The sequence below is a fragment of the Catenulispora sp. GAS73 genome, assembly GCF_041262085.1.
Taxonomy (GTDB): domain Bacteria; phylum Actinomycetota; class Actinomycetes; order Streptomycetales; family Catenulisporaceae; genus Catenulispora.
On sequence record NZ_JBGCCM010000018.1, the window covers coordinates 201,671 to 227,892 of the forward strand.

At 67.2% G+C, this 26,222-nt stretch carries 23 protein-coding genes and 1 pseudogene; 9 read left to right on the forward strand and 15 right to left on the reverse strand.

Annotated features, from left to right (window positions below; all coding sequences use genetic code 11):
• Nucleotides 1-90: 90 nt before the first annotated feature.
• From ABH935_RS26855 to ABH935_RS26900, 10 genes are all read right to left on the reverse strand, one after another.
• The gene (locus tag ABH935_RS26855; protein ID WP_370380705.1) at nucleotides 91-612 is read right to left on the reverse strand and encodes a hypothetical protein; all 522 of its coding nucleotides are present in this window, start codon (nucleotides 610-612) and stop codon (nucleotides 91-93) included.
• 431 nt (nucleotides 613-1,043) lie between these two features.
• Nucleotides 1,044-1,589, reverse strand: coding sequence for a C40 family peptidase (locus tag ABH935_RS26860; RefSeq protein WP_370380706.1), 546 nt, complete (start codon nucleotides 1,587-1,589; stop codon nucleotides 1,044-1,046).
• Nucleotides 1,590-1,803: 214 nt separating this feature from the next.
• The gene (locus tag ABH935_RS26865) at nucleotides 1,804-2,691 is read right to left on the reverse strand and encodes a replication-relaxation family protein (protein ID WP_370380707.1); all 888 of its coding nucleotides are present in this window, start codon (nucleotides 2,689-2,691) and stop codon (nucleotides 1,804-1,806) included.
• Nucleotides 2,688-5,222, reverse strand: coding sequence for a type IV secretory system conjugative DNA transfer family protein (locus ABH935_RS26870; RefSeq protein WP_370380708.1), 2,535 nt, complete (start codon nucleotides 5,220-5,222; stop codon nucleotides 2,688-2,690). The genes ABH935_RS26865 and ABH935_RS26870 overlap by 4 nt, the downstream gene beginning before the upstream one ends.
• The gene (locus ABH935_RS26875; protein WP_370380709.1) at nucleotides 5,222-7,048 is read right to left on the reverse strand and encodes a VirB4 family type IV secretion system protein; all 1,827 of its coding nucleotides are present in this window, start codon (nucleotides 7,046-7,048) and stop codon (nucleotides 5,222-5,224) included. The genes ABH935_RS26870 and ABH935_RS26875 overlap by 1 nt, the downstream gene beginning before the upstream one ends.
• A 2-nt stretch (nucleotides 7,049-7,050) precedes the next feature.
• Nucleotides 7,051-7,956, reverse strand: coding sequence for a PrgI family protein (locus ABH935_RS26880; protein WP_370380710.1), 906 nt, complete (start codon nucleotides 7,954-7,956; stop codon nucleotides 7,051-7,053).
• 6 nt (nucleotides 7,957-7,962) lie between these two features.
• On the reverse strand, nucleotides 7,963-9,723 hold the full coding sequence (locus ABH935_RS26885) for a hypothetical protein (protein ID WP_370380711.1): 1,761 nt from the start codon (nucleotides 9,721-9,723) through the stop codon (nucleotides 7,963-7,965).
• 1 nt (nucleotide 9,724) lies between these two features.
• Nucleotides 9,725-9,949 (reverse strand): hypothetical protein, encoded by a 225-nt coding sequence (locus ABH935_RS26890; RefSeq protein WP_370380712.1) that lies wholly within the window; start codon nucleotides 9,947-9,949, stop codon nucleotides 9,725-9,727.
• A gap of 77 nt (nucleotides 9,950-10,026) precedes the next feature.
• On the reverse strand, nucleotides 10,027-10,377 hold the full coding sequence (locus ABH935_RS26895; RefSeq protein ID WP_370380713.1) for a pilin: 351 nt from the start codon (nucleotides 10,375-10,377) through the stop codon (nucleotides 10,027-10,029).
• A 120-nt stretch (nucleotides 10,378-10,497) separates the two neighbouring features.
• Entirely contained in the window at nucleotides 10,498-11,286 is a 789-nt protein-coding gene (locus tag ABH935_RS26900) for a hypothetical protein (protein WP_370380714.1), read from the reverse strand.
• Nucleotides 11,287-11,610: 324 nt separating this feature from the next.
• On the opposite strand from ABH935_RS26900, the gene ABH935_RS26905 reads away from it, so the two are divergent.
• The 4 genes from ABH935_RS26905 to ABH935_RS26920 all read left to right on the forward strand — a co-directional run bounded on the left by ABH935_RS26905 (nucleotide 11,611) and on the right by ABH935_RS26920 (nucleotide 14,652).
• On the forward strand, nucleotides 11,611-12,591 hold the full coding sequence (locus ABH935_RS26905) for a TRM11 family methyltransferase (protein WP_370380715.1): 981 nt from the start codon (nucleotides 11,611-11,613) through the stop codon (nucleotides 12,589-12,591).
• Entirely contained in the window at nucleotides 12,588-12,749 is a 162-nt protein-coding gene (locus tag ABH935_RS26910; protein ID WP_370380716.1) for a hypothetical protein, read from the forward strand. The genes ABH935_RS26905 and ABH935_RS26910 overlap by 4 nt, the downstream gene beginning before the upstream one ends.
• The gene (locus ABH935_RS26915; RefSeq protein WP_370380717.1) at nucleotides 12,746-13,051 is read left to right on the forward strand and encodes a helix-turn-helix transcriptional regulator; all 306 of its coding nucleotides are present in this window, start codon (nucleotides 12,746-12,748) and stop codon (nucleotides 13,049-13,051) included. The genes ABH935_RS26910 and ABH935_RS26915 overlap by 4 nt, the downstream gene beginning before the upstream one ends.
• A gap of 311 nt (nucleotides 13,052-13,362) precedes the next feature.
• On the forward strand, nucleotides 13,363-14,652 hold the full coding sequence (locus tag ABH935_RS26920) for a tyrosine-type recombinase/integrase (protein ID WP_370380718.1): 1,290 nt from the start codon (nucleotides 13,363-13,365) through the stop codon (nucleotides 14,650-14,652).
• Nucleotides 14,653-15,316: 664 nt separating this feature from the next.
• Here the strand turns inward: ABH935_RS26920 and ABH935_RS26925 are convergent.
• On the reverse strand, nucleotides 15,317-16,816 hold the full coding sequence (locus ABH935_RS26925) for an ATP-dependent endonuclease (protein WP_370380719.1): 1,500 nt from the start codon (nucleotides 16,814-16,816) through the stop codon (nucleotides 15,317-15,319).
• A gap of 729 nt (nucleotides 16,817-17,545) precedes the next feature.
• On the opposite strand from ABH935_RS26925, the pseudogene ABH935_RS26930 reads away from it, so the two are divergent.
• A pseudogene (locus ABH935_RS26930) lies at nucleotides 17,546-18,247 on the forward strand (tyrosine-protein phosphatase).
• 267 nt (nucleotides 18,248-18,514) lie between these two features.
• The gene (locus ABH935_RS26935) at nucleotides 18,515-19,021 is read left to right on the forward strand and encodes a transposase (RefSeq protein ID WP_370380720.1); all 507 of its coding nucleotides are present in this window, start codon (nucleotides 18,515-18,517) and stop codon (nucleotides 19,019-19,021) included.
• A 460-nt stretch (nucleotides 19,022-19,481) separates the two neighbouring features.
• On the opposite strand, the gene ABH935_RS26940 is transcribed toward ABH935_RS26935, so the two are convergent.
• The 3 genes from ABH935_RS26940 to ABH935_RS26950 all read right to left on the reverse strand — a co-directional run bounded on the left by ABH935_RS26940 (nucleotide 19,482) and on the right by ABH935_RS26950 (nucleotide 23,555).
• Complete coding sequence (locus tag ABH935_RS26940; RefSeq protein ID WP_370380721.1) at nucleotides 19,482-21,347, reverse strand: hypothetical protein; 1,866 nt, start codon at nucleotides 21,345-21,347, stop codon at nucleotides 19,482-19,484.
• 705 nt (nucleotides 21,348-22,052) lie between these two features.
• Nucleotides 22,053-23,009, reverse strand: a complete 957-nt coding sequence (locus ABH935_RS26945; protein ID WP_370380722.1) for a hypothetical protein — start codon at nucleotides 23,007-23,009, stop codon at nucleotides 22,053-22,055.
• 48 nt (nucleotides 23,010-23,057) lie between these two features.
• A complete protein-coding gene (locus ABH935_RS26950; protein WP_370380723.1) occupies nucleotides 23,058-23,555 on the reverse strand; it encodes a SigE family RNA polymerase sigma factor in 498 nt (165 codons plus the stop codon).
• A gap of 49 nt (nucleotides 23,556-23,604) precedes the next feature.
• Between ABH935_RS26950 and ABH935_RS26955 the strand changes: the two genes are divergently transcribed.
• The 3 genes from ABH935_RS26955 (at nucleotide 23,605) to ABH935_RS26965 (ending at nucleotide 25,381) form a co-directional block, all read left to right on the forward strand.
• The gene (locus tag ABH935_RS26955; RefSeq protein ID WP_370380724.1) at nucleotides 23,605-23,772 is read left to right on the forward strand and encodes a hypothetical protein; all 168 of its coding nucleotides are present in this window, start codon (nucleotides 23,605-23,607) and stop codon (nucleotides 23,770-23,772) included.
• Nucleotides 23,773-23,936: 164 nt separating this feature from the next.
• Nucleotides 23,937-24,512, forward strand: coding sequence for a TetR/AcrR family transcriptional regulator (locus tag ABH935_RS26960; protein WP_370380725.1), 576 nt, complete (start codon nucleotides 23,937-23,939; stop codon nucleotides 24,510-24,512).
• An 80-nt stretch (nucleotides 24,513-24,592) separates the two neighbouring features.
• Nucleotides 24,593-25,381: an SDR family oxidoreductase gene (locus ABH935_RS26965; RefSeq protein WP_370380726.1), complete on the forward strand. Its 789-nt coding sequence runs from the start codon at nucleotides 24,593-24,595 to the stop codon at nucleotides 25,379-25,381.
• 271 nt (nucleotides 25,382-25,652) lie between these two features.
• On the opposite strand, the gene ABH935_RS26970 is transcribed toward ABH935_RS26965, so the two are convergent.
• Complete coding sequence (locus ABH935_RS26970) at nucleotides 25,653-26,015, reverse strand: hypothetical protein (RefSeq protein WP_370380727.1); 363 nt, start codon at nucleotides 26,013-26,015, stop codon at nucleotides 25,653-25,655.
• Between the last annotated feature and the right edge of the window lie 207 nt (nucleotides 26,016-26,222).

The following is a 26,222-nucleotide window of genomic DNA, read 5'->3' on the forward strand; positions in this document are numbered from 1 at the left end:
AGACTCCTTGCTGATCTTTAGACGGTTCGGTGGGTGTGGTCGGGGCCTGATTCCCGGCGGCGGGGGCCTATTCCCGCCGCCGGGGCACAGCTACAGTGCGGGGCGTGACGCAGCCGCGCGCAGCACGGACACGACGTCGCGCCGGTGCGTCATGTAGCGCTCCCAAGTGTCGATCGCCTCTTCCGCCGGTGACTGCTCATAGCCGTACGGATCTGCCAAGGGCAGGTGCTCGTCGCACAAGGCACACCCGTTCGCGCATGCCTTGTCGCGGATCAACGTCAGCGGCAGGTTCGAGTGCTGTCGGCATTGCACGCACGACGGGCAGCCGAAGACCCTGTCCGCGTCAATGGGGATGTACATGGTGGCAATCAGGTACTCCGCGAGGTTTTCCACCCCGTCGTAAACGGCGCTGGACACAGGCCGGGCGCTGCTAGTGCCGGGTGTTTTCGCATCGTGCGCCTGCCCTGCGATCTCCAGCGCGCCACGGACCGACAACGGGCCCGTTTCGGGCAGCGTGTCCGGGTCGACGGTGCGGTCCCACCCGCGCGTTTCGATCAGATCTGCGGCTTCGATCAGGACCACACTGGCCAGATCAGTGGTGGTGGCTCCCATGGCTGAAATCCTTTCGGGGTACTCTCGGCGATTCGGATTGTCCGTTTCGCCCCTCACTTCCTGATGTACCCAAGATATCTCGATTAACGCCCTGCTCCAAGCGTGAATCGGCTATTTCTTCACCCATTCGGAGTACGTGTTTTGGTGCGAATTGATAATGTGCGCAAGAACTGCCGACTCGCCTTTACCGAGCTCGGGGCCGGTTCTCCTGCCTTTGCCGGGTCTGGCGCGCGTGGCGCCGGCGTGCGTCCGGCGCAGGTCGAGCTTGACAGGCCGCGGAGCGGTGGGCAGGCCGGTTGAGCGGGTGGTGGAAACAGGCGAAGAGATGCAGGCGGGCGTGCGTTGGCCCGCCGGATCAGAGGTGGAAGAGATCGTGTATTACGATCTGTCGGCCGGGCGGGCCGCGCGTAAAATGCCCCTCTGACATGCTGTTACACCCTTCCGGCGGGGTGTGGGGCATCGGTAGGGCGACCGGTGAGAGGAACGGAGGGGCCGTTGGTGGGCGCAACGGCAGGCCGTGCGGCGGCGAAGAGGTCGCCTCCGGCGTTCAGCGGATCGAGTCGGACGACCGCACCCGGTCTGGGGGCGTCCAGGACAGTCGGCTTGCCGTCGATGTCGCCGAGGTAGATCGCGACGTGGTGGGCGAATGTCGGGGTGCCGTAAAAGGTGAGATCTCCGGGAAGAAGACTTTTCAAATCGACTCTATTGCCCGCCTCGTATTGTGCGGTGGCGACTCTTGGGATATCGACTCCGGCGTATTTGTAGGAGGCTTGCGTAAGGCCGGAACAATCATATCCTGCGTAGCTGTTGTTTGTTCCGGTTCCGCCCCAGACGTAGGGACGGCCGATCTGCGCGGCCGCGAACGCGATCGCGGCCGCGGCCTGCCGGCTGGGTGCGTTGTGCTCCGCGGCGGCGATCAGCCCGACGTAGTCGTCGGCGGTGAAGACAGCCTGCGTGCGAACGGGGTCGCCGTGCACGGCGTGCCAGACCGAGCCCAGTGGGCTGGCGATTGAGGCGGTGACGGCTGAGGCGGCGGCCGTGATCAGGACGATGAGGAAGAGGAACGCCGATGCTGTGAGGGCGGCGAGGCGGGCCGGCGTGCTGATGGCGGGCTCCGATCAGGCAACCGCGTGGTGCCCGGAGAAACTCGGGCACCACGCGATGAGAGTAAAAGCCGGGTGTAATCCCAGCTCAGATGGTGTGCCGTCGCTGCGGCACACCCAGATGCGCCGCCGAAGCGGTCCCGAGGCCAGCGAGGGTGAGCCGTTCGACGCCGACCCGCCACACCGGCTGCCACACGGCTCGGTGCGGGGCGCCGACACACGGGTCTCCGTACGCGGTGGCGACCGGTACGCCGGAACGATCCGCGGACAGTTCCCTGTGCAGGTTGTGCTCGCGCTCCGGCCCGGGAAGCCAGAACAGCACCGGAACACTGACAGCGGTAGCCGCGGCCAGATCCGCATAACCGCGCAGTTTGGCGGCCAGCCGGTGCAGGGCCTCGGTTCCGGTGTCGTACTCGAGGAAGAACTCGCACCAGTCCGTCCCGTCGCGCCAACGTGCGAACCCGTCGGGACGGATTCGGCTGCCGAACGCGCGGGACGCTGACCACTCTGACCGCCACTCCTCCAGCGCAGCCCGCCCTCCGGACGCCCGGGCCGCAGCACGCAGCCGGCAGAACACCTCGTTGGCTCCGGCCAGATGGGACAGGTCTGCGCGCAGAGCGACGCTGGCCGCTGCGGAACCGGGCCTCGCCGTGCCGCGTACCGCTGGCACGCGCTCGGCATGTCCGGCTTCTGCCAGCAGCCGGAGGGCTTTGCCAGTAGCGACGCAGTGCAGCGGAGCCGAGCCCGCGACCCGCGGCGGGCGGAAGGTCTCGACCAGCCCGAGGTCCCGGAGCACCTGGATGCGCAACCGGCAGGTGCGGTCGTTGGGGATCAAAGCGGTGGCCAACTGGGTGCTGGTGAGCATGCGGTGCTCGGCGACGAGGCGAAGCAGCTCGACGTCCCGAGAGGTGAGCCGGTTTCCGACCTGTGTGCTCGCGTTGGTCGCCTTGGTTGTGCTGCGTCGGGACGTTGTCATGGCTGGCGGACCTCGCGCTTCCTGGTGATCGAGTCCTGATGGGCGGCATCGGTGCCGGGAACAGCTGCCGGCTGAATCCGACTTGCGGTGACGGGGACGGTAGGTCCAGGTTCGTCAGCTGGCCCGGGCAGAGGCCGCGTGCGCATGGTGAATGCCGGAGTCCGCGCCCCATCGACGGCCAGTCGGACCGCGGCCTGGAAGCCGTCGAGGTGCGCCAGGTCGTGCTCGGTGAGCTGCGGGGCGACGTGCGGCGCCAGAGCCTTGGCGTCCTCGGGGGAGCAGGTGAAGAACACCTTGTTGCGGGTGTTGGCGCTGATGCCCTCACGCAGTTCTGGGGTGAGCTGGGCGAGGTTCTGGTGGGCCAGGACCAGCGACAGCCGGTAGCCCCGTGCCTCGGCGAGCATGTCCTCCAACGGGTACGGCAGGTTGAGGAAGTTCGCGGCCTCGTCGATATATAAGGACGCGTCGACCCGGGCACCCTGCGCTGACTTGGCCCGTTCGCTGGCGGCCTGCCACAAGGCGGCGACGATGAACGACCCCAGCAACCGAGTGGTTTCGTCGCCGAGCACGCCCTTCGGGAGTCGGACCAACAGGATCCCGCCGTCCAGGACCTGCCCCAGGTCGACGGTGGACTGCTCGCGCGCGACCGTCTGGGCGACGAAGTCGCGCAACAGGAACGCGCGCAGCTTGTTCAGCAGCGGAGCGCACACTGCCTGCCGACCACCCTCAGACAGGCTCCGGTACCCGTCCCAGAAGTCATTGAGCACTGCGATGCTCGCAGCCTTCGGGCCGCCACGATCGTCGGGCAGTTCGCGCACGACGCGCTCGCGGTAGTTCGGGTCGGCCAGCAGCCGGGGGATCCCGGCGAGCGTCGGCGGCCTGGTCCGTGCCTCGGCGGTGGCCAACAGCGTCAGGCACGCCGCGCGTAGGACGTCGTCAGTCCGCGGTCCCCACGAGGCGGCGAAGATCCGCCGGAAGATGCCGACCAGGTTGTCCACCATCAACTCCGGGTCGCCCTCGGCCAGCACGTTCAGGCATGGCCGCCGTTCGCCCGCAGGCAGCTCGGCCAGCGGGTCGATCAGCACGGCCCGACTCCGTGCCTCATCCGGAAGCCGGTCGAGCACGTCCGCCACGAGGTCGCCCTTCGGATCGATGACGATCGCCCCGCGCCCCGCCGCGACATCGTCCAGGATCATGCGGCCCATCAGGGTCGACTTGCCGCAGCCGGTCGCCCCGAGGATGTGGGTGTGCTGACGCCCGTCGGCGATCCGGAGCGCGACGGGGGCCGACGTCCCGGCGTCGGAGTCGCCCAGCAATCGGGCCGAGAGCGAAGAGTAGGAGGCGCTGGCCGCGACCTGCGGCGGCGGCGCGACACACCTGGCCCCGGCACGCACCACGCCGGCCGCCTCACCATCGAGCGGGAGGTGTGCCAGCGCTGCCAGTTCGACTGTCGAGACCAGGTGCCCGCGAACCAGGCGCCGCCGAGCCATCGCGAGCTCCGGCTGGTGCAGCGGCTTCCGCGCCCACCAGTTCAGCCCGGAGTGCATGCCGAACGCTGAGGCGAACCCGTGTGCCAGGCCGCGCAGCCGCCGCCGTGCCCACACCTGCTGCTCGTGCCCGGCGCCGGCCCGGATTCCAACGGCGTACCTGATCTCGGTCTCCCACAGCGATCCGGAGTTCTTCACCACCGCCTGGCGTAGCGCGAGGGCGGCGACCGGATCGACGCGGATGGCGAACCTGTTCGGGGCCTTGGACGCCATGCCGAGAGTGACCGCGTCGAACACGTCGATATGCAGCGGCTGTCCGACGACGCCGGAGGCGGCCAGCCGCAGCTTGCCCAGTCGGCGGCGGAACCGGCGGGTTCGTGCGCCCGTCGCCGGTCGCGCCAAGACCTGCACCGCCGCGGCCTCCCCGGCCGTGAGCGCCTGCGCTGCCGCCAGCAGCGCTGAAAGTGGATCGACGTGATGGCCGGTGCGAGTCGGCAGTGCCTCGTTGCGGGCCAGGCGCAGCCTGCCCCCGGTCACCGCCGACCGGACTGGGATCGGCACCGGCGGCGGGGAGTGCACGATGGTCCGCGATCCGGGCCACGCCGCGCTGATCGCAGCCTCGACCGTCGTGGACGGCACGAGACCGGGAACCCAGATCCGGAACGATACCGACCGTTGGACGAAGCAGTACTCGAACACCAGGTGCGGCTGCCCGTACCAAAAGCGCCGCCACGTCGGTCGAAGCAACGCGTGCAGATGCGACCAGAACGCCTCGGCAGCCGCCGGGTTCACGCTCGGCGGCACCTGTACCTCGACCACGCGGGCGTCGGCGTCCATCAGACTGTGCTGGTGTGAGCGCAGCACGAGTCGTGATCCGAAGACCGCGCCGAGGACTGCAACGGCCGACGGCGCCGCCACCGGCCACCACGCGGCAAAGAACCCGGAGATGCTGCTCCACAACTCGGCGAAGAGGGAGCCTGGATCCACCAAGAATCGGACGAGCGGGCCGGATGGCGCCTCGCTCCCGACGACGAGGGTACGCATCACAGGCGCTCGCTCTCTTCGGCCAGGCCGCGGGCCTTAGCGGCGTCGATCACGGCGAGCTCGGCAGGGTCAGTGGTGGCCAGGCGGTGTTCGTCGTCGGAAGCAATGCTGGCGAACGCGGCCCGACTCACCCCGGTGTTGATCAACCCGGTACCGCGCGTGGCGGTGAGCAGATAGGCACGCTCGCCTTCCGACAGTCGGAACGCAGCAGCCACCTGGTCGATGGCTTGGGGCGCCTGGCGCAGCAGGATCTGGGTCGCGGCGTTTGCCACGACAGCCTGCCCGAGGTCGGTGCCGAGCAGATCCGCGGCGTCCTGCGTGATGACTGCCAGTCCGGCCCAGTGCTTGCGCGCGGCCTTGGCCATACGGAACAGGAAGCGGGCGCCGGCCGGCTCCTTCATCAGCAGCCATGCCTCATCGACCACACACAGCCGTTGGCGGCGTTCCGGGGACGTGACCTGCCGCCAGATGGCGTCCAGGACCAGCAGCGTGCCGATGGCCTTCAGCTCCTCCGGCAGGTGCTTGAGCGCGAACACGACGAGGTGGCCGTCGGCCGAGGTGGTTGTGGGGCCGTCGAAGAGGCCTGCGAAGGAGCCGGTGACGTACGGCATGAGCCGGTCCGAAAGCGCCACGGCCTCCAGCGAGCCGGCGCTCGCCAGCACGTGAGCGACGTCGGCCAAGGTCGGCGCGACACGAGTATGCGTGCGGACGTCGTCGGTGATCCCGGCCCGCTCGTAGGCCGCAAGGATCGCGGTGTCCAGCACTGCGCGCTCGGCCGCCGTCAGCTCGGCACCGAGCAGCACCGCGACGACAGTGTGCGCGAACAGCGCTCGCCGCTGCACCGCTTCCTGCGAGTACTCCTGGTTCGGCAGGTCGAACGGGTTGATTCGTACCTGCGGTGCTCCGAGTTCGATGACGGTGCCGCCGACCGCCTGCGCCAGCCGCACATACTCCTGCTCCGGATCGACCACGAGGACCTGCACGCCCTGGTACAGCGAGCGGAGGATGTCGAGCTTGGTCAGGTAGGACTTGCCGGCGCCGGAGCGTGCCAGCACGACCGAGTTGTGGTTGTCCAGGGCCCAGCGATCGAAGCACACCAGGCCGGAGCCGGTGCCGTTCACCCCGAGCAATACCGGCGAAGTCGAGCCTCCGATGTGCGCCAACTGGTCGGAGGTGAACGGGAAACAGGCAGCCAACGCGTCTGTGTCGAAAGTCCGACGGATCCTCAACCCGTCCAGGCCCAGCGGCAGCGTCGTGCACCAGCCCTGCACGGTGCGGAAGGTGGTCGGGACCAGACGCAGCAACATCCCGTCGGCCACCGAGCGCACCGCTGCCACCGTCTCAGCGAGCTGGGTCTCGGAATCGGCGAAGACGGTGAGGTAGATGCCGACGTCGAACAGGCGGCCCTCCCCGCAGGCGACACGATAGGCAAGTTCACGGGCGGCGGCGGCCGCGGACTCGGTGATCGGGTCGTCAAGCCGCCCGCGCTCGGCGGACTGCCGACGTCCGGATTCGATGCGGGCGCGCTGCTTGCGAAGCCGATCGACGGCGATCGGCGCCGGGATCGGTTTGACGTGGATGGCGATGTCGATCCGCGCAGGGTAGGAGAGCAGAGGCTCCAGCCAGCCGTTGCCGACCTCCGCCGGATACCCGGCGACAGCAAAGGTCGCAGCGTGCGTCGACTCACCGATCGCCAGGGTCTTCGTCCCGACCGTGAGGCTGGAAGGCCCGAGCCTCAGGACATCTCGATGGCGGTCCTTCTTTTTGGTGCCGAGGGGGAACAAAGAGGTGGCGGTCGCCGAGAGTGCAGATGTCAGGGTTCGCATGGTCAGGCTCCGGTGGAATCGTGGTGGCGGTTGGTGTCGGGGTCGACAGCTGCGGACAGCACGGCGTACGCGGCGCGCGCGTCCAGGGGCGTTGCATTGACTTCGCAGGTCGTCAACAGCGCCGCGGCGTCGCTGATCCGCCGCACCGCGCGCGGAGTGTGGTGCGGGTCGGACTCGCCGGCGGCGACGAGCGCGGTGCGGTGCAACACCGAGCCGGACTCGCTGATGTGCGCGAGGAAGTCGGCGTGGTTTCCCGCCGCGGCCTCAAGCAGCGGGTGCGGCAGTCGCGGAGCGGCGGTGCGCAGAGCACTGATCTGCGAGTTGAAGTCGGCGGTGGTGGTGCGGGAGATGATCTGCGCCGGCCCCGTGAGGCTGTTGAGCCAGCGGGCGAAGCCGCCGACCAGCAGCTCCTGCTCAGTGCCTGTCCGGAGCGCGAAGTTCACCGTGGAGCACTCGGCCAGTACGACGACGCCGTCGTCTCCCAGATCGACGACGCCGCCTTCGCCGATTTGTCGGATCGGTAGATCCAGCGGAGCCGGCAACGCGGTGCTCTGGCTGCGTAGTGCGTTGGCGAGGAACTCGGGAGGTGCGCTCACTCCCTCCGGAGCCATCACGCGGCGGCGCGGGGACAGCGATTGCCGAAGCGCGGCGATGAGCAGCCGGTCGCAGGTGACGCCATCGCGCTCGGTCGACACGGCGATGCCAAGCACCAACAGGAACGGCGCGGCGGGGGCGGCGAACAACAGCGGCGGCATGAACGAGCGCGTCGCGAGCCAGATCAGCCACAGCCCGACAGCGGCACCGCCGAGGATCAGGCACTGCCGAGCTGTGGCCCCGAACATGATCTTGTCCGGCCGCGATACGTCCTGAGGGATCTTGATGGTGTATCCGCGTGCTTCTTCCGACACGGCGGGTCAGCTCTCTTTCTTTGGTGGCGTTGGCAGGACAGGGGGCTTCCGGCGCGTGGGCCGGGGCTTGTGGTCGGACGGGGCGACGAACTTCACCGCCAGCGGCAGCGGGTCTGGCTTGGCCGGCCGCTTGCGGGGCGAAGGGTTCGGGAACAGGGGTTCGTGCTTGAGCCCCGAGCCCGGAGGAGGCACCGTCGGCGGGCTCTCTGCGCGGCGTGGTGCGGCCGGGGCGGTCTTCGGGACCGGCGGAAACAGGCCGTACTGCTTGCCGCGTTCAGCTGGGGCGGTGGTGAACGCTTGGTGTTGCCGGTCGCGCCGGACGGTCTCGCCGACCGGAAGCGCAAGGGGGCGTCGGACCGGTCCCAGCGGCGTCGGCACAGGCGGGCTATGCTGCCGCGGCGGTTTCGGGCTGCCGTCGGCGGTCCTGCTGGGAGGGGGATGCTCGCGGACGACGGTCGCGGTCGCCTCGACCGTCTCCGGCCGGGGCTGCCATCCGCCGAATCCGCCGCCGCCACCCGGCCGCGGACCCCGGTATGGAGCCAGGCCACTGCCTGGGCCGGCCGGTCCCGGCCGGTGGTGGTTGACCCAGACCCCTGACGTGCTGGCGCGTCCCGGTGTTTGTGTGCCGAGTCGGCTACGGACCGCGGTGAACGCTTTGTAGTAGATGAACGAGCGGGCCAGGCGCCCGACCATGGTCGCGCCCATGGCTTGCCGGCCGAGGACGACCCTCGCGGTCCAGATCGGGATCTTGATGAGGACGAACAGCAGTACCAGGCACAGCAGCAGGTCCACCAGGCCGCCACCGGAGGGCAGTCCGAGGATCGTGTCGGCATTCGGGTCGAAGAACACCTGCACGTCGGTGATCAGCACGAGCGCTTGGAGGAACTGGGTGGCAAGGCACCCGAAGATCGCTCGCCACCACAGGCGCGCGAGGGGATCCGTCTGTGGCAGCGCGTGGCACGCCAGCGCCAGTGGCGCCCCGGCGGTGAGACAGAGGAGAACCGCTGCCCTGATCAGGCAGGTGATCAGCAGCGCGATGCCCATCACCGCGACCGCGCCGCCGAGCAGCACCAGGAACAGCTGGGTGATCCCCGAGGGCAGGAAGATCTTGTCGACGATCATCGAGGTGAGTCGTGAACCGACGCCCTCGGCCGAGAGTTTCCCGGTCATCAGCGAGGCGGCCAGGACGTTGCCGAGCGACACGGTCTGGGAGATCGCCCACAGCGAGGCGTTGGAGGCGATCGCCCCGAGCACGAGGCGCGGGGCGATCTCCTTGGCCGAGTAGCGAGTCTGTACCGTCTCGTGACCCATCACGATCACGGCGGCTGCCAAGACGAAGAGCACGTACAGCGTGTTGGCGGTGATCAGGACACCGGTCCAGATCTGCGCGATCCTGCCGTCGGACAGGTCGGGTGACGAGAGCAGTGTGGAGCCGATCAGCCGCAGCACCGGTTCGAGGGCTGACTTGACCAGGTTCCCGAACCAGGTGTCGATCGCCTTCTCGATCTGTCCGGGCACGTCCCACCAGGACGGGTCCGAACCCCCGGCCGGCGCCAGCCCCGGGCCCATGACCGGAGGCGGGGCCATCGTGCCACCGCCGACGAGCGGACCGTAGATACCCGGATTCGAAGGGTACGGATCCGGAGAAGGTGTGGGATTCGGCGCTGCCGGGTCGGCGGAGGCCGCGCCCGCCGCGAGCAACACGACGACGGTTGCCGCGCCGACCACCAGCAGCGCCTGGCCGGCACGGAAGACGGCACGACGCACGTCATCGCCCGGTGGGCGCGGAGGTGGCGGCGAAGTCGCGCAGCCAGTCCATCCGCATCGGGCTGATCGTGCCTGTCGCCTGCTGCGGAGGGGGAATGACGATCAGGTTCGCGGGCGGCACGCTGCGCGTCGGCGCATGGCAGGCGGACGTGGTGGCGACGAGACCGAGCCATCCGGCGGCGACACCGGCGACCATCGCCAAGGCACGGCGAACGGAAGCAGTCATGGTTGGAACTCCTTGGTCAGGACGGGAAGAGGCACGAGCGGAAACAGCGGCCTTTGGCCGCAGGACGTGCGGCGGCGTCACTTCTTCGAGCCGACGATCGTCTGCAGAACGGCGACCACGACGGGAGCCAGGACCGCCAAGCCGTAGCCGACCGCGGCGGACTTCATGGCGGTCTTGGCCTTCTCGACGCCGCCCGGGTCGCCCCCGGCGATCAGGTACCGCACGCCGCCGATGGTCAGGAACGTCGTGGCCAGCACGGTGAGAACGCCGACCAGCCAGGTGCGGATGTTTCCGATCACATCGTTCAGGCTCGCGGCCGGCGCGATCTGACCGCCGTCCGCGCGGGCGCGGGTCGCGGCGAACACGGCGAGGGCGGCGGAGGCGGCCAGCAGCAGTGCGGCACGGGTTTTGTGCGTGGTGCGGTGCATGTTCGTGTCCTTCTGAAGCGGGATCCGCCGGGTCCTGAAGGTGATCCCGGCACCCGTAGAAGTCCGCTCCCTGATCCGGCAGGGGTCACCGCTTCTGCGCCACGCGGGTCTCCGTCCTGCTCACGCCATGGCGGGGGCTGTCACCTGCGCGCTCCGGGTGCGAGCGTGCTTGAGGTCCTTGCGGGCCGGGATCGGCTGTCCGGTCAGGAACGCGACGAGGCGTGCCTCGCCCTTCTGACGGCGGATCTTCGCGGCGTTCGCCGTGACGCCCAGGCACTCAGCGGCCTCGGCGAGGGACACCTCGTCGAGCCGGGTCATTCCGATCAGGTCCGCCTCCGCCGAAGTGATCACCCCGGCGAGCTCGGCGCGAGCCAGTACGACGTCCGGGTGCGACAACGGCAGCTGCGGCGGCATCGAGGTGGCGTTGTCGTGCGGAACCGGCGCGGCGGCTTCGGCGGATCCGGCCTTGACCACGGCTCGCCATGTCGCCCAACGCAGCCGAACGCAGATCCCGGGACGCTCCAGGTCCATGCCCGCCAGATGCTCCAGGAAGCCGGCCAGCACCTCGGCCGCCAAGTCGTCCTTCCGCATGCCGCCGAAGCGCTCGGCGGCGATCGCGGCCGTCCGCTTCAGCATCGGTGCCGCCATCCCGACCGCAGCCAGTGTCCACACTCCGCCAGCCTCGCGGGCCCGAGCCACCAGGTGCCGCCACACGGCGTCCTTGTCTGCGATCCGTCCCGGCTCCAGCAGCAACTGGCGCGCAGCCGCCGCCGACAACTCAGTGCCGGACCATTCGGCGCCCAGCAGGTCGCCGGCCAGAGCGAGCTGTCGGGTGTCGGACAGTGCGCGGAGGAACTCGCCCTCGGCGGCGGCGAGGACGGTGGTTTCGAAAGTCTTGATGGTGCCCACGGGGATGCTTCCTTGCCTGGAGATGTGGCGATGGGGCCGGGGATCGGCCCGGGGCCAAGGCAAGAGAGGTCGGGTGTAAGCGGCGTCGCCGGAAAGTGTTAAACAGCAGGTGGGAAGGGTGTAGGCGAGGTAAAGCTGAGTTGCTTGCAGGCAGTCCTCGTGCCGGTGGGGTGCTACGACGACCGAGGTGAAATCGAGGGCTGCGAACTTCACCCAGTTGCGGATTGCCGGTGACCCGCACTCGGCATGCGACGGCGACTTCTACGGGTGAAAGCGATCACGGCCAGCTCGGTCGGGACGCCGATACCGCGAAGGACGCCCTTGATGAGAGCCCGTCCAGAACCGATCCCGCTGTTCCCAGTGCCGTCCGACGTTCCGCCGCTGTCGGTGTGGGCCACTGCGCAGACTGGGCCGCGCGCACAGCGTCGCGGACGCTACCTGCCCGAGTCCGACGCCCATCCGGCGAAGATGTTCCCGGCGATCGCAGCCCACGCCATCGCCGTCTACACAAAGCCTGGCGACCTGGTCGTTGACCCGATGTGCGGCATCGGTACGACTCTGGTCGAGGCCATGCACCAGAACCGCATGGCCGTCGGCGTGGAGTACGAGAAGCGCTGGGTAGACCTCGCCCAGCGCAACATCGAGTACGCCGTAGACCGGGGCGCCTCCGGCTACGCCACCGTCGTGCGCGGCGACGCCCGGGACATCGAACATCTCGTCGGCCGCGACGTCCACGGCAAAGCGTCGCTCGTACTGACGTCGCCGCCTTACGGCCCGGCCACTCATGGGCATGTCCGGGTCACGCGGGACTCCGGACATGGCGGCGTGGAGAAGTGGAACCACACCTACGGAAACGATCCCGGCAACCTCGCCAAGCAGAGCGTCGAGGAGCTGATGGACGGTTTCACCGCGGTTTTACGAGGCTGTACCACGCTGCTCAAGCCCGGCGGGTTCCTGGTGATCACCGCCCGGCCGTTCAGGCGTCAGGGCCAGATGGTCGACATCCCGGCTCTCGCTACCGACGCCGCCCTGGCCGCCGGCTACAGCCTGCACGAGCGGTGCATCGCGCTGCTCGCGGCGGCCTGCGACAACGGCCTGATGGCGCGCGCGTCGTTCTTCCAACTCGTCAACGCTCGCAACGCCTTCGCCGCAGGCAGCCCCACTCATGTCACAGCCCACGAGGAGGTGGTCGTGGCTCGCTGGGGCCCGCCGCAGCCGGCCGCTGCCGCTGACTGCCCCATTGCGGACAGCGGCTGCGGCTGCGTTCCGCTCGCTCTCGGCAGCGCTGAGCGGAGCGCGGCATGAACCCGGTCGGCGCCGGGCGCGTCGATCCGCAGCGGGCAGAGCGCGAGACCGATGTGATCGAGGCATGCCAGCGCTGGCTCGATCTCGACTTTCCGGACCGGCCCGCTTCCGAGACGGCCTCAACCGTCCTCGACCTCACCGAGGGAGAACCGCGATGACGACCACCCCCATGGTTTTGACGCTCGACAGCCTTCAGGCCCTGCCGCCGGTGCTGAATCTCGAGGAAGCCGCAAGGCTTCTGGACATTGGGCGGACCAGCGCTTACACCCTGGCCAAGAACGGAGCGTTCCCGGCCCCGGTGCTGCGGATCGGCAAGCTCTACCGGGTTCCGACCGCCGGGCTCCTCGAAGTTCTTGGCGTGCACGCCCTGTCACCCGATCCGGTCGATTTCAGGCCCGGGCACGGGCCGTCGGCTTGCGCTGACGCGACGAGTCGAGCGTCGATCCAACCGACCTGCTGATTTCGACCCGCTGGTCCGCGCTGTCGCCACAGCGCGGACCAGCGCGTTCCAAGAGGAGTGAGCGCATGACCAACTCGATTTTCAAGCGGTGCGGCTGTCGGGCGCCGGTCACGACCGGCGACGGCACGATCGTCAAGAAGCACCTCGGAACGTCCTGCCCAGACCTCAAGCGCGTCGACGGCGCTTGGAACCCAGGGCACGGCACCTGGTGGTTCCACATCGAGATCCCCAACCCCGCCAGCGCCAAGCGCGCGAACATCCGCGGCGGCGGCCACGCCACCCGCCGCGACGCCGAAACCGCCGCCGACAAGGTGTCCGAACTGCTGGCGCTCGCCGACCTGGATCAGGACCCCGATGCTGCGCGAGTCCTCATCGCCGACCTGGTCCGCACCGCCATCAAGAACAAGCAGCCGTTGCCGGAACCCTCGTCCATCCGCACTCGAGTGATCGCCGGCATCCCCGCATCCTGCGATATGACCGTCGAGCAATACCTGACCGAGTGGCTGGTCACGAAGAAGAGGACCCTACGCCCGACCACGCACCGAAGCTACAGCCAGCAGGTAAGGCAGTACCTGATCCCTCACCTGGGTCACTACCGTCTGGAACGGTTGCGCGCCGCCCATGTTCGGCTGGCTTTCGAGAAGATCGCGCAGGAGGCCGAGGCAATCGCGGCAGCCAACGCGGCCCGCCACGCCGTCCTGGCCGCGGCGAAGAAGGCGTGGCGCGACCACAACCCTGGTGCCGCCCGTACCGCGCGGGCCAAACTCGCGGCGATGCCACCCTTTCGTCGACCGGCTAGCGCGGCCACGATCCAGCGGATCCGTGCCGCACTACGTTCGGCGCTGACCGACGCCGTGAACGAGCAGCTGATCACCGTGAACGTCGCTGGGCTGGTGAAGCTGCCGGCGGCCAAGCCCCCGAAACCGAAGGTGTGGACCGACGCCCGCGTTGAGGAATGGCGCAGGACCGGCGCCGTACCGTGTCCGGTCATGGTGTGGACGGCGGAGCAGACCGCAGCGTTCCTGGACCGCGCTTCCCGCCACCGGCTGTTCGCTCTCTTCCTGCTGGCAGCGCACTGCGGGCTGCGCCGCGGCGAAGTGTGCGGGCTGCGCTGGCAGGACGTCGACCTCAAGGCCGGCACCATCGACGTCAACCAACAGATCGTGCAGGTCGGCTATGACATGACCTTCGGCGAGACCAAGACCGAAGCCGGGATGCGAAACCTGATGCTCGCCAAGTCGGTGACAAAAGCCGTCGCCGAGCATCGCGCAGCCCAGCGACGCGAAGCCACCGAGTACGGCAGCAACTGGCTCGACACCGGCCTGGTGTTCACCAGCCGCGACGGCGGCCCACTGCATCCAGGCCGAATCACCGACCTGTTCGCCCGGCTGGCCCGCGAGGCCGGGCTTCCCCCGATCCGCCTCCACGATCTGAGACACGGTACGGCCACCCACGCCCTAAGCGCTGGGGTTGCGATGAAGGTGGTCTCGGAGATGCTCGGCCACTCCACCACCGCGATCACGGCCGACCTGTATACGTCAGTCGTCGACGAAGCGAAGCGGCATGCCGCCAACGCGATCGCTGCGCAACTCCGGCGCTGATTCGGTTCCGGGGCTGGGGTTCGCGATTCCCGGCGTGCTCGACCGGGTCGCGTGAGTATTTCATCGTGACCGGAACAACAGGCGCTCGTTCGGGCGAGCTAAAGGTTCGGACAGGTAGACGTGGCCCGCCCGTCGGCGTGCCGCCGCCCGAAGCCTCATCGTTCAGACTCCGCGGCGCGGCTTGGGCGGCCTGCTCAGGCCGTGCCGAGTCACTGAAACGTCAATTCACTTCGTCTCTTGACGCTGGCCGACCGTACTGCGTCGCTCGACCGGATTGGGCCCCATCGCTTAGCCGATCGTCGCGCCGCACGGGGAAGCGGCTGAGGTGCCGCCCGCGACGTAGAAGCGACAGCGGCTGACCGGGGACCGACGTGTTTGGATCCCCTTTTTTGGCACGGACGTTCGTCAACGCATGGATGTCAGTCGGGTGGGGAATGATGACAACCGTGGGGAGGGGGAGCTCATGGTCGCGTTGCACCGCGGTGGGGTACGACTGATCCCACCCAGTGGGTGTCGATGGTGCGGGCTGGAGAGGCTCGAACACATGCAGCGCTGGGCCGAGCCGGTCGGCTGGCACAAGTGGGAGGAACCCACGATGGACCAACGCAAGGAGCGTATTCTGGCTCGCCGTGCGTTCAGGAGTGACTCGGGGGATCGTCGCACCTCAACCGGCTAGATGCCTCGCCTCGGCGAACACTTGCCGCAATTGATGAGGAACCTGGTCGGCGGACTGCAGACTCTTCGCAAGTTTGTACATCATGTCCGGCTTCCCGCCTGGTCCTGACTCGCTCGCATCCTGCAACATCGTCTGGACCTCGTGGCTGAACTTGCCGGGGTTCCGCAGTGCCTCGAAGTCCTGGGGAACCCAGGGCCGGCCGTCGGCGCGGGGCCAGAGTTCGTTGGCCGTCGCTGCCCACTGGTCGTCCGGGAACAATGCTTCGAACTCGTCGACGTCCTCCTGCTCGCCGACGAACTTGACGACGTCGGCCTGGCGTCCGCCGAAGATCGTGTTGAGGTGGGCCTCCTTGAAGATGCTCTTGGGCAGCCGACGACTGTCCGCATCGACTGCGAGCATGACCGACCTGCCGTGCTTGGCCAGGTATCCGGCGAGGTGCAATGCACCTTCGTTGTTGAAGCAGCCCCACAGGGCGATGCCGGCCGATTGCAGAGACAAGCGCTCGCACAGGCGGAAGAGGACGGGGAACGCGCGTTGCTCGGTCTCTCCTTCGACGGCGAGGAAGCAGCGTTCGTGAAGAAGGATCGAGTTGGTGAGACCCACGGCGACCGCGATCTCCTGGAGGTGCTTGTCGACTGCTCCGTGCTCGTCGACGCACAGTCTCTCAACGGCTGTCCGGCGGTCGACCAGCTTCAAGTGAACGACGTCGGGGATATCGACCCCGTCGATCAGGCTCATCGAGTGCGTGGCGACCAGCACCCGGACGGACGGGATGGCACTCTGCTCCCTGATCAGCTTCATGATCTTGCGTTGGTTGGCGTAGTCGAGGTGAGTGTCCGGCTCGTCGTAGACGACGATCGTTTGGACCGGTGGTCGGTCACCGATGCCGTCGGACTCGTGCTCCTGGCTGAGGAACTCGCTGGTCCACTCCCAGATGGCAAGCGAGACCCGTCGGCTGCTGCCCAGTCCGGAGCGTTCGAGGCTGACCGATTCGCCGGAGGAACGGGAGATCCGGAGCGGAGCGCCGCGGAAGCCGCCCTTGAACGACACGTCGGGCTCGACGAACACTTCCTGTAATTCGGGACAGCGAACCATGATGTGGTCGCATAAACCCTTGGCGTCCGCCGTGACGCGCTCGACGACTTCCGTCTCGATCTGCTTGATACGGCCCTGCAGCTCGGGATCGGCCATGTGCGTATGGAAACTGTTGGACAGGACCGCTCTCACAGCCTCGTCGGGGTTGGCGAGAAGACCGTCGAAGGGGAGCAGCCGCGGCAGCCGCTGCTCCAGCCCCGCCGGAGCGCGCGACCATCCCTGCTGGCTGGAATGTTGATCCGCGAAGGCCTTCAGCGTCGCCTGGTTGTCGGCCTTGCGGATGCTGACCGGCAGTTCGAGATCGGTCACAAGCTCCTTGAGCGCCTGGGCGTTGTAGCGCTCGAGGCCGCGCAGCCGCTCGTCGTCGGCAATCGGGCCCCAGATCTCGAACACGGCCTTAAGGTCATCGCCGACTCGACGTCGAAGACGGCAATCAGCCGGGAGCCCGTGCTCGGCCTGTTCGGATTCGTCGAGGAGGAAGACTCCCTCCACGTCGGTCGTCTCACACCGGCGTGGAGCATCCATCTTGTATGTCCGATCGTCCTCGGACGGCGCGTACTCTCCCAGAAGAAACGAAAGGGCGGCCAGCAGCGCGGTCTTCCCACCGTCATTGTGGCCAGCCAGGATGGTTGGTCCCCCGACGGGTATCCCTACAACGTTATCCAGCGATCGGAATCCGTGAACGCTGAAACTTTGAAGATGCACGATGTTGAGGCCTCACTGCAGGGGACTGGTACCGCCGCGGGAGCCGGTCACCGCAGGCCAGATCTCAACCGTTGCGCTTGACCTCAAACGTACTCATGCTTCCCGTCCGTGCGACTATAGAACTCCTGACCCATGCTCGTACTGGGAAGCGCGAAAACGGCCGCGAAGTCTGGTGGCCCTATCGCCAGTTGACGGAGCGCCACCATGTTGTGTGGCGGGGCTCAGCACGTGGGGCTGGCGGCACGCGGATGTCACGTCGGACACAAAGGGAATAGCAGTGACAAGGGTTTGCAGGGTCTTCGAACTTGAGCGTGCTTGGCGGCAACCGCCAGTCGTGTTCGGTGGCTGCGGCCGGGTTGATTCACTTGCCGCGGTGCACCGAACGAACCTTTCACCGAGGTGGCGCTTCTTGACACCATGACCGGTGAACGAGAGCTTTCGTGGGACGGCTGTGTCAATGTTCGGGATTTGGGCGGGCTGGGGCAGGTCAGACCGGGTGCCGTGGTGCGTATGGAGGCCCCGACACGCTTGAGCGAGGCAGGGTGGGCGTGGGCGTATGGAGTCCGCACCGTTGTCGATCTGCGCCGCCACGCCGATGAGTGCCGCACGGACGCCGCACCGAGGTCGGCGGGGATCACCACCGTGCAGGTGCCACTGGATCCGGTCGGCGGCACCCCGTTCTATGAGCGCTGGGCGAAGATCGACAACCTGGCTTCGCCGCTGTACTTCCCGGCGCTGCTGGCAGAACATCCGGAGCTGGTAGTAGTCGCGGTACGGGCGATCGCCGATGCCGCGCCAGGGTGCGTGGTGTTCCACTGTGCCGGTGGCAAAGACCGGATCGGGCTGCTCGCGTTGGTGCTGCACGTACCGGCCGGAGCGACGACGGAAGAGATCATCGCCGACTACCTGCTCACCTACGACCGGATGAAGCAGTAGTATGACGAGCTCGGCGCCCGCGACCAGCTCGCTGCGGTGACGGTGACCCTTGCGGACCACCACACCACCGTCGAAGCATCGCTGGCCTCGACGATCGCGTCACTGGCGATGCCCGACTTCCTGTTGGAGAACGGCTTGTCTGAGGCCGAAGTCTCCGTCCTGCGTGCTCGAATGACCAGTTGAACGTAACCAGGCGTAAACATCAGGGCCTTGACGGATGCGAGGCGCCCGTGGCATTCGGTGATCATTCGAGTTGCGAAGCTTGAAGGATCTCCAGAGGGGCCACGGGTCCACGTCGCGCAACTGGCGAACGACGCGGTCACCGAGGTTCGGCGCCGGGCCACTGTGTAGTACCGGGGCTGGCGCTGCCGCAAGGGCAACCGCGAGTGGGATCTGCGTAATCGGCTGACCAGGGCCGCCTCGAGGAGGCGCGCCGTCCACCTCGATGGGATGGTCGCCGACTTGGCCGATCTCCCGGCGAAGGTCGGCAAGCCGATCCTTGCGGCCTGGAACGTCAAGGAAGACCTTCGGGACCTGCTCGACCTGCACGGTGCCAATCCGACCAGAGAGCAGATCGGCAAGCTCCTGATCTGGTTCTACGAGAACGCCGCCGCGTTTGGCCTGCCGGAGATGGAACGGCCGGCCAACACCGTGTCCACCTGGTGGCCGCAGATCCTGGCCGGGATCAGCACGGGCATCACGAACGCCGTCTCCGAAGGCGTCAACCGGCTGATAAAAACGGATGCCCGCTGCGCGTTCGGCTACCGCAACCCCGCCACCCAGCGCCTGCGCGCACGCTGCGCCACCACCCGACGAGCCCGCGGACACCTCACCACCCGAACCAGCGGACCATGCTCAACCCAGAGCTTCGACCAAGCACGGTTAAGTTCGCAGCGCCGGTTTAAGCAGTACAGCGAGGAACGCCCGGTCCTCCGGGGCGAAGCTGGCCCGGTTTGAGCCCAGCTGCCGCTGCAGGACCGCCAGCTGATGACGTAGGGACAAGATCTCACAGGGGGTGACCGAGGTGGGCCCCGCACCGGCATGACAAGCCCATACCTGATGACTCGCCCGGACGGGGTATTCGGCAGGCACAGGCCGGTAGGTTGTACGCCGAGTGCAGATCCGCCGGACCGAACTGGCCGGAGTCGCGGTGGCAGCCGCGTTGCCGGTCATCCCGGTGACCCGGCCGATGTACGTCGGCTCGTGCACATCGGTACGGATCTGCGCGAAGCACCCGTCGAAGCCGGGCTTCGCTGTGCCACACACATTCTTGACGTTGCTCGGGGCGGCGTGCGCGCCAGTGGTGGCATTCGCCGGCGGCGCTATCGCGACGGCTAAGTGCCGACGGCTAGTACTGCGGCGCCCAACGCCCCTAGCAGCCGACGATTCGCAATTCGACTCATGATTCTGTTCCCCCTCAGCCGATGGTGTAGGCGTTGTCAACGGTCTGTGCGATCGACCCGCCGAGCGCGTCGGTGGCGGTCACCTTCAGCCACGGCGTGCTGCCCTTGGCGCCGGTGTTCTTCCACCATGCGACGAAGTGGTTCTGGCCGGCCTGGACCATCGCCGCCGCCGTCCAGCTCGCGCCCTTGTTGAAGGACACTGACACCGTCGCGCTGGTGACTGGGGCGTGCGAGCCGGCCCCGCCGTAGGACTGGTGGTCGACCCTAAGATCCAGGATTTGCAACCGGCCGTGGCTCGTATTCGTGTCGTTAGTGGCTAGGTGGTAGTTCAGGTTCAGCATCGGCAGGATGGAGCAGGGAGTGGTGCTGCCAGCCTGCACTTCGCAAGTGTTGCCGGCTGGAAGCGTCCACTTCGGGTCCGGCGTAGGGGTGTAGGGCACCGTGACGTCGGTAAGCGTCGCGGTGGACTGCGTGAACCCGAAGGCGCTCAGGTCCTGGTCATACACGAAGCGATAGGTGCCGGGCTTCTGGGCCTGGTTGGTGAGGTCGGCCCCGTAGAAGCCTTCCTGCGAGAAGACCTGATTGCCATCACGGTAAATGGTCAGGAGCCCGGCGATCGGGCCGTATAGCTGGCCCTCGGTGTCTTGCGAGCTGTCCTGGACTTCGTTGACGGCCAGAACCACGGAGCCACCGTCGACGCAGGCCCGGCACCAGGTGCCGCCCGCGAACTGACCGACCTGCGGGGCCAGCGGGCCATGGCCCCATGTCAGGCGCATCTCCCCGGCGCGGGTGTATGCCGGGTCGTCGGCTTGTAGAAAGATCACGCCATTGGGGCCCCTATTCAAGCTCGGGAGCTCCGGTAGCACTATGTGCTCGTAGTTCCCGTCGCCGATGGGGGCGCCATAGTAGGTAGTCAGGGCCCCTGGCGTCGCGACCAGGTCGCCGGTGAGGACCGCGCCGATCTCTGCCGTTTTAGCTCCCGACAAGAATTCGCCTTGGCGTGAGGGGTTGGTCGGGTCGGTGTCGAAGGTGTTGTGGATTGTTTCCAGCTTGGACGCGTCGATCCTGTAGTCCTGGTTCGTGTCTATGCGGTCAGTCGGCGGGAACATCATGTCGTAGTGATAGGGGTCTACAGTCCCGGCCGGGCTCGAGGCGCTCCAGTCGAACACCTGGTACTTGAACCTGCCGACCCGTGGCGCCGCGGTCGGGCTTACGTAGATGGGGCCGCCGTTGGAACTCAGTTGGAAGTCACTGGTCAACCCATTGATATCGGTGCTGTCGAACAGCAGGTATTCGCTGGCGTTTACCGCGGGCTTCGGGGTCGTGGCCCTCACCCGGGCGCTTGCGGTCCGCTCGTCGGCGGACACGGTGGTCACCCCGGTATCGGTGACGGTGATGTCGGGCTGCGTCACCACGTGAATGGTCTGGTTGGCCATGGAGTCGTAGGACGAGAATATTGTGGTCGCCGAGTAGTGGCCAGCCGGCACCGCAACCCGTGCCACGCCGTTGGCAACCACGATCGGGGTGGACCACCGATTGATATCGTCGACGTTGGTCAACAAGGTGAAGCAGTCGGCGGCCGCCCCATCCAGACCCACGGCATTGATCTGCAGGATGTGCAGGGGGAAGTGCTCCGGCGTCGCGGGAGGGCCCGCCACGCTGAGTCCCGGGACCTGATATTGCGAAGCCACGAACTGATCCGGCGTGGCCATCACCGACTCGGGGATGACGTATGCGTGCTGCGGGTTCGGCGCGTAGCGCACAGCTCGGACGGTGCTGCCGTCGGGGGCCAGCACCGCGATGTCCGCAGCGGGGCCGGAGCCGAATATCAGTACGCGGTCACCGTTCGGCAGGGTGCTGACTTGCGGTGCGGTAGCCAACGGCCGGGCTTGGTGCGCGGTGGCCCGGGGGATGGGCGGCGTGCCGGTCGCCGCGGCGGTGCCGGCGGCGCCGACTAGGCCAAGGACCATGGCCGCTACCATGGGCGGGACTCGGTGGATATGTACTACCACAAGCAGCTCCTCCAGATCGTCGGACGGCTCCTATGCGCGGGTGTGCCCGCGCGCCGCGCCTTGCGCTCTCGTGAATTACCGACGGTGTGAAGCATCTGAGGAGTTACGCGAACTTCGAAATATCTGTTCTGCTCCTCGATCACGAGGGCGGTTGGCGGGAGGGCCGCAGGTTGCGCTCGTGCGGACCCAATACCAAGCCATGGCGACTTCTGGATCGGCCGGATCTGCTCCCCGATGCCCGGACCTCGCTGCGACCGCCGAGGCGGTCGCAGCGTCACTCGCGGCCGACGACATCGGCGTCGGCAGGCTCATTGATCACCGATGGGCGTGCGGCGACACACCTCACTAGCCTTCGGGCGTAAAGGCCGATCTTGCAAAACTAGTTCGGGCATGGAGGTATCTCAGCAGGCGTACTGCGGGTGATAGGTGGTGCTAAGCGCACAAGCGGATGCATTGCTGATGATCCGGATACGAATGCGGGCTGGCCGCACACAACAGCTGGCAGCCAGCCAGAGCTCGGTGCCGCAGGGAGCGACACCGAGCCGACGAAAATATCCCTCGATAGAACGATCTTTAGTACGGATCCTCACTCACGTGTACCGTCGCGTTGGCGGTATGCACGAACGCGGCGTCCATGCTGGTCGACCACCGCGGATCGCTCGCGATCGCATACATTTGCTGCTGCGTCAGCGGCATTTCGGAACGATCGGCGCCGAAGTTGCCGCTCTCACGGCCGTTGATCTGCATAAGAGAGACCTCGGTGCCGTCAGGCCGCAGCAGGTCGACATACTGCGTCGTCTTCGTGTTCTTGACTTCGCCTGGAGTGTTCCGACCCGGATCAGTCCAGACGTTGACGTGGGTGCCGTCCGGCAGCTTGTAGTCAGCGCAGTCCTGCATGCCCGTGGCGCAACCAAGCGGCCAGCCTTTGCCCTTTTCGAAGACGCGGATCGCAATAGTTGCGTTCTTCCAGAAGAGATCTGCCGAGGCGATGTGCTGCGAGTACGGGTCCGTGGTGTCGTCGGCGAACCCGGTGGCGTGTTGGACGGCGACGCCAGCGTCTGGAAGCAGCTGTTCCAGGAGCGCGGCCATCGCAGACCCAGTCGCCAGTACGGCGTCCTTAGGTACAGCGGCAGGCGCTGGCTCCTGCATCCACGCCGGGGTGGGCTGCCAGTTCGGCCGCAGGTTCGAGACCGGCTGCGTTGCGGACTTGCTGGGGGCCGCGCCTTTCGTCGAGCTGTTGTCCTTCGCCGGTGCTGAGGATGGTGCCGACGTCGCCAGCTGCGACACGGCCGGCTTCGTGCTGGATGCAGCCGAGACTGCAGTCGTCCCGCCGCTGCTGTTCGCCAGCCCGCTTGCCGTGAACGCGACCGCCGTCACCCCCGCTACGCCGGCGAGCATCTGAGCCGCGCGCCGGTTGCGGCGCATCCGTATACCGTCTGCCTCTGAGTCGGCCACCAGGCTGCCCAGCGGTGGCGGAGGCTTTTCAGACAACTGATCGAGGAGCTGGCCTCGGAAGAGCTCGTCGTTCATTGTTCCCCTAAAGGAGTAGTAGATTTGGCATCTGAACAGGGCCGGGCCCTAGACCCCGGCCTCGATTGGGAAGTCGCCGCCGAGCAGCACCCTTAACTCCCGCAGCCCTCGGAACGCCAGGCTCTTGACCGCCCCGGGGGTGGTCCGCATCAGCGCGGCAACCTGTTCCACGCTCTGGTCCTCCCAGTACCGCAAGACGACGACGGCGCGTTGGTTCGGTGATAGCGAGCCGAGAGCCTGCAGTAGGGTGAGACGTAGATCTGCGGAGTCGCTGCGGTCTGCCAGCTCTGGCACGTCGGCTGTAGGTCGCTCAGTGGAGCTGAACCGCCGCTTGCCATTCAGGAACTCGCGCACCAGTATCTGCCTGGCGTACACGTCGACGTTGTCGCGCCTCCGGATGCGCGACCAGTTGACGAATACCTTGGCGAGAGTGATCTGCGTGAGATCTTGCGCCTGGTGCCAGTCATGGCACATCAGGTACGCGACATTGCGGAGCCGCGTGGCTGCCGCCGTCGCATACTCGGTGAACTCCTCGTGGTTACCCACGCTGGCGATCCCTCCATGTGGTTACGTGCCTCCCACTGGAATAGATGCGGTGACCGACGATTTCGATGCGTACGATTTTTGGAGCGCCGGCCACGCCGCCGGCCGTTGCCGGATGTATTCGCCGCGCCCCCTGAGTGAGGCTTCCGACATCGCGCCAACTCCGACCTCGCCAAGAACCAAGCATGCGCCACCGATGAAGACGAGCATCAGCACCTGATACGACGTCTGGTAGCGGATGATGCGAGCCAGTGGCGGCGCGCGGTCCGCGGTTTACGGGCTGGGCGCTGCCAGGCTGCTTGCGCCCCGAGCCCGGTCGGGAGTTCGAGTTGCTTCGGCGACCAGTATTTGACCCCGGGGTCAAATATTGCATAGTCTGGTGTTGTGGGCAGGCCGAAGAAGTTCGAACCGGATGTGGTCCTCGCGCGGGCGATGGAGACGTTCTGGAGCAAGGGCTACGCCGACACGTCCCCTGCCGACCTCGTCGAGGCGACCGGAGTAGCCAAGGGGAGCCTGTACCACGCGTTCGGTTCCAAGCGTGAGCTGTTCGGCAGGGCGCTGGATCTTTACTGTCAGACCGGCGCGGAGGTGACCGAGGAGTTCCTTTCACGGCCCGGCACCACCAAGGAGCGCTTTCGTGCGTTCTTCGTCCTACTCGTGGATCTGGACCTGGACGGGCCGGTCCGGCGTGGCTGCATGGCCCAGAACACAGTTACGGAACTTGCCGGTCAGGATGAGTTGGCCACCCGCAGGGTGCACCGCATGGAAGAGCGCATGGTCCAACTGTTCACCGCGCGTATCCAACACGGGCAGCGGGACGGCGATGTCGACCGGGGCCTGGACGCCCGGGCTCGGGCATTGTGTCTGCAGACGGCGCTCGCGGGGTTGCGGACCATGGCGCTGACGTTCGACCGACCGACGCTCTACCAGATCATTGACACCACCTTGGAAGGCCTCTGAGGCACGCTGTTTTGCGGGCCAGCTTTTTTCCGCCCTAATTTTTGACCTGTAGTTCAAGAAATAGCGAAGGGACATCAACCATGGACCTCGGTATCAGCGGCAAGACCGCTCTGGTCACTGGTGCCAGCCGCGGCATCGGCCTGGCGATCGCCCAAACCCTCGCCGCGGAAGGCGTCCGTGTGGTCGGCGCCGCCCGTACCGTGACCCCGGAATTGGAGAAGGTCGCTGCGGCGACGGTGGCCGTCGATCTGAGCACCCGACAGGGCGCGCGGTCGGTGGTTGATCGGGCGCTTGCTGCGGTTGGCGGGATCGACTTCCTCGTCAACAACGTCGGCGGGGGCGACCCGGCAGGCTTGTCCCTCGGCGGGGTGCTCGACGTAGAGGACGAGCAGTGGACGCGGACCTTCGACCTCAACCTCTTCAGCGCGGTGTGGACCACCAAGGCGGCGCTGCCAAGCGTGCTGGAGCGAACGGGTGCGATTGTCAACATATCCTCGATCAACGCCCGCGTTCCCACCGGGTCGCCTGTCGGCTATGCGGAGGCGAAGGCAGCGCTGACCCAGTTCGGGAAACGCCTCAGCGAGGAACTGGCGCCGCGCGGCGTCCGCGTGAATACGGTCTCCCCGGGGCTGACCGCCAGCCCGCTGTGGACTGACCCGGAGCGTTTCGGTGGAGCGGTGGCTGCTGTCTCCGGGGTGGCCCATGCGGATCTGATCGCAAACCTGCCCGGACAGGTCGGCGTCGCCTCGGGCCGCTTCAGCGAGCCGCAGGAGGTGGCGGACTTGGTCGTATTCCTACTGTCCGAACGCGCCGCCAACATCTACGGTGCCGACTACGTCATCGATGGGGGAACCCTCAAAGCCGCGTGATCGACGCGCCGATGCCCCTGGTCGGCTGGTCTGACCAGAGGCATCGCGCTTGGTAGGACCAGGGTTCTGCCATCTCAAGTTGCCGTTCGCCCGGGCCGCAGGCGATGAGAGGGATGAGCGTGACATCCGCGATCTGCCGGTACGCGCCCGTCGCGCTCGGCCTCTTGCGCATGATCGCGGAACTGCTCCCAGTCCTCGGGGAAGATCCGCCGCGCGCCGTGGTAGAGCCCGTCGACCTCCTCCGGCCGCGTCATGGTGACGGCCGGGATGATCATCTCGGTGACCCGCTCCGGGTGCGCCTGCGCGTAGACCAGAGCTGGAAGCAGCGGTTCGACGCGTAGGGCGATCCGGGCTTACCGCTTTCCAGCCGCCTGGCTTGTCGTTCAGGACGGTCTCCGGCGGGCCCCGGACGCGGAGCGTTCCCAGCGCCCCTGTGCCACTGCAGGGCGTTGGCGACGTCGAGAACTTCGCTGATCGCCTCGGCGCCGTGCTCGAGCAGGTCCCGCAGGGAGGCGACGGCCTGCTGCGTCCGGGCCAGGCCGGCCTCCATCCGGGCGAAGTGGGCGGCGATGAGCTGGTCACGCGTCCGCAGGTCGCGCGCGGACAGCACGGCGTGGATGTCGTCGAGCGACATGTCCAGGGCCTGGACTTGCGACGACCTGGGCCGCGGGGATCCGTTCGGCCGTGCAGCGGCGGTACCTGGTGTCCGGGCCGACGTCGGTCGGCTCCAGCAGCCCGATCTGGTCATAGGGCCGTAGCGTACGGACGCTCAGGTGCGTGGCCTTGGATGAAGTCGCTGATGGTCAGCGCGTGGGTCAACTCTCCAGCAAATGTGAGGTCA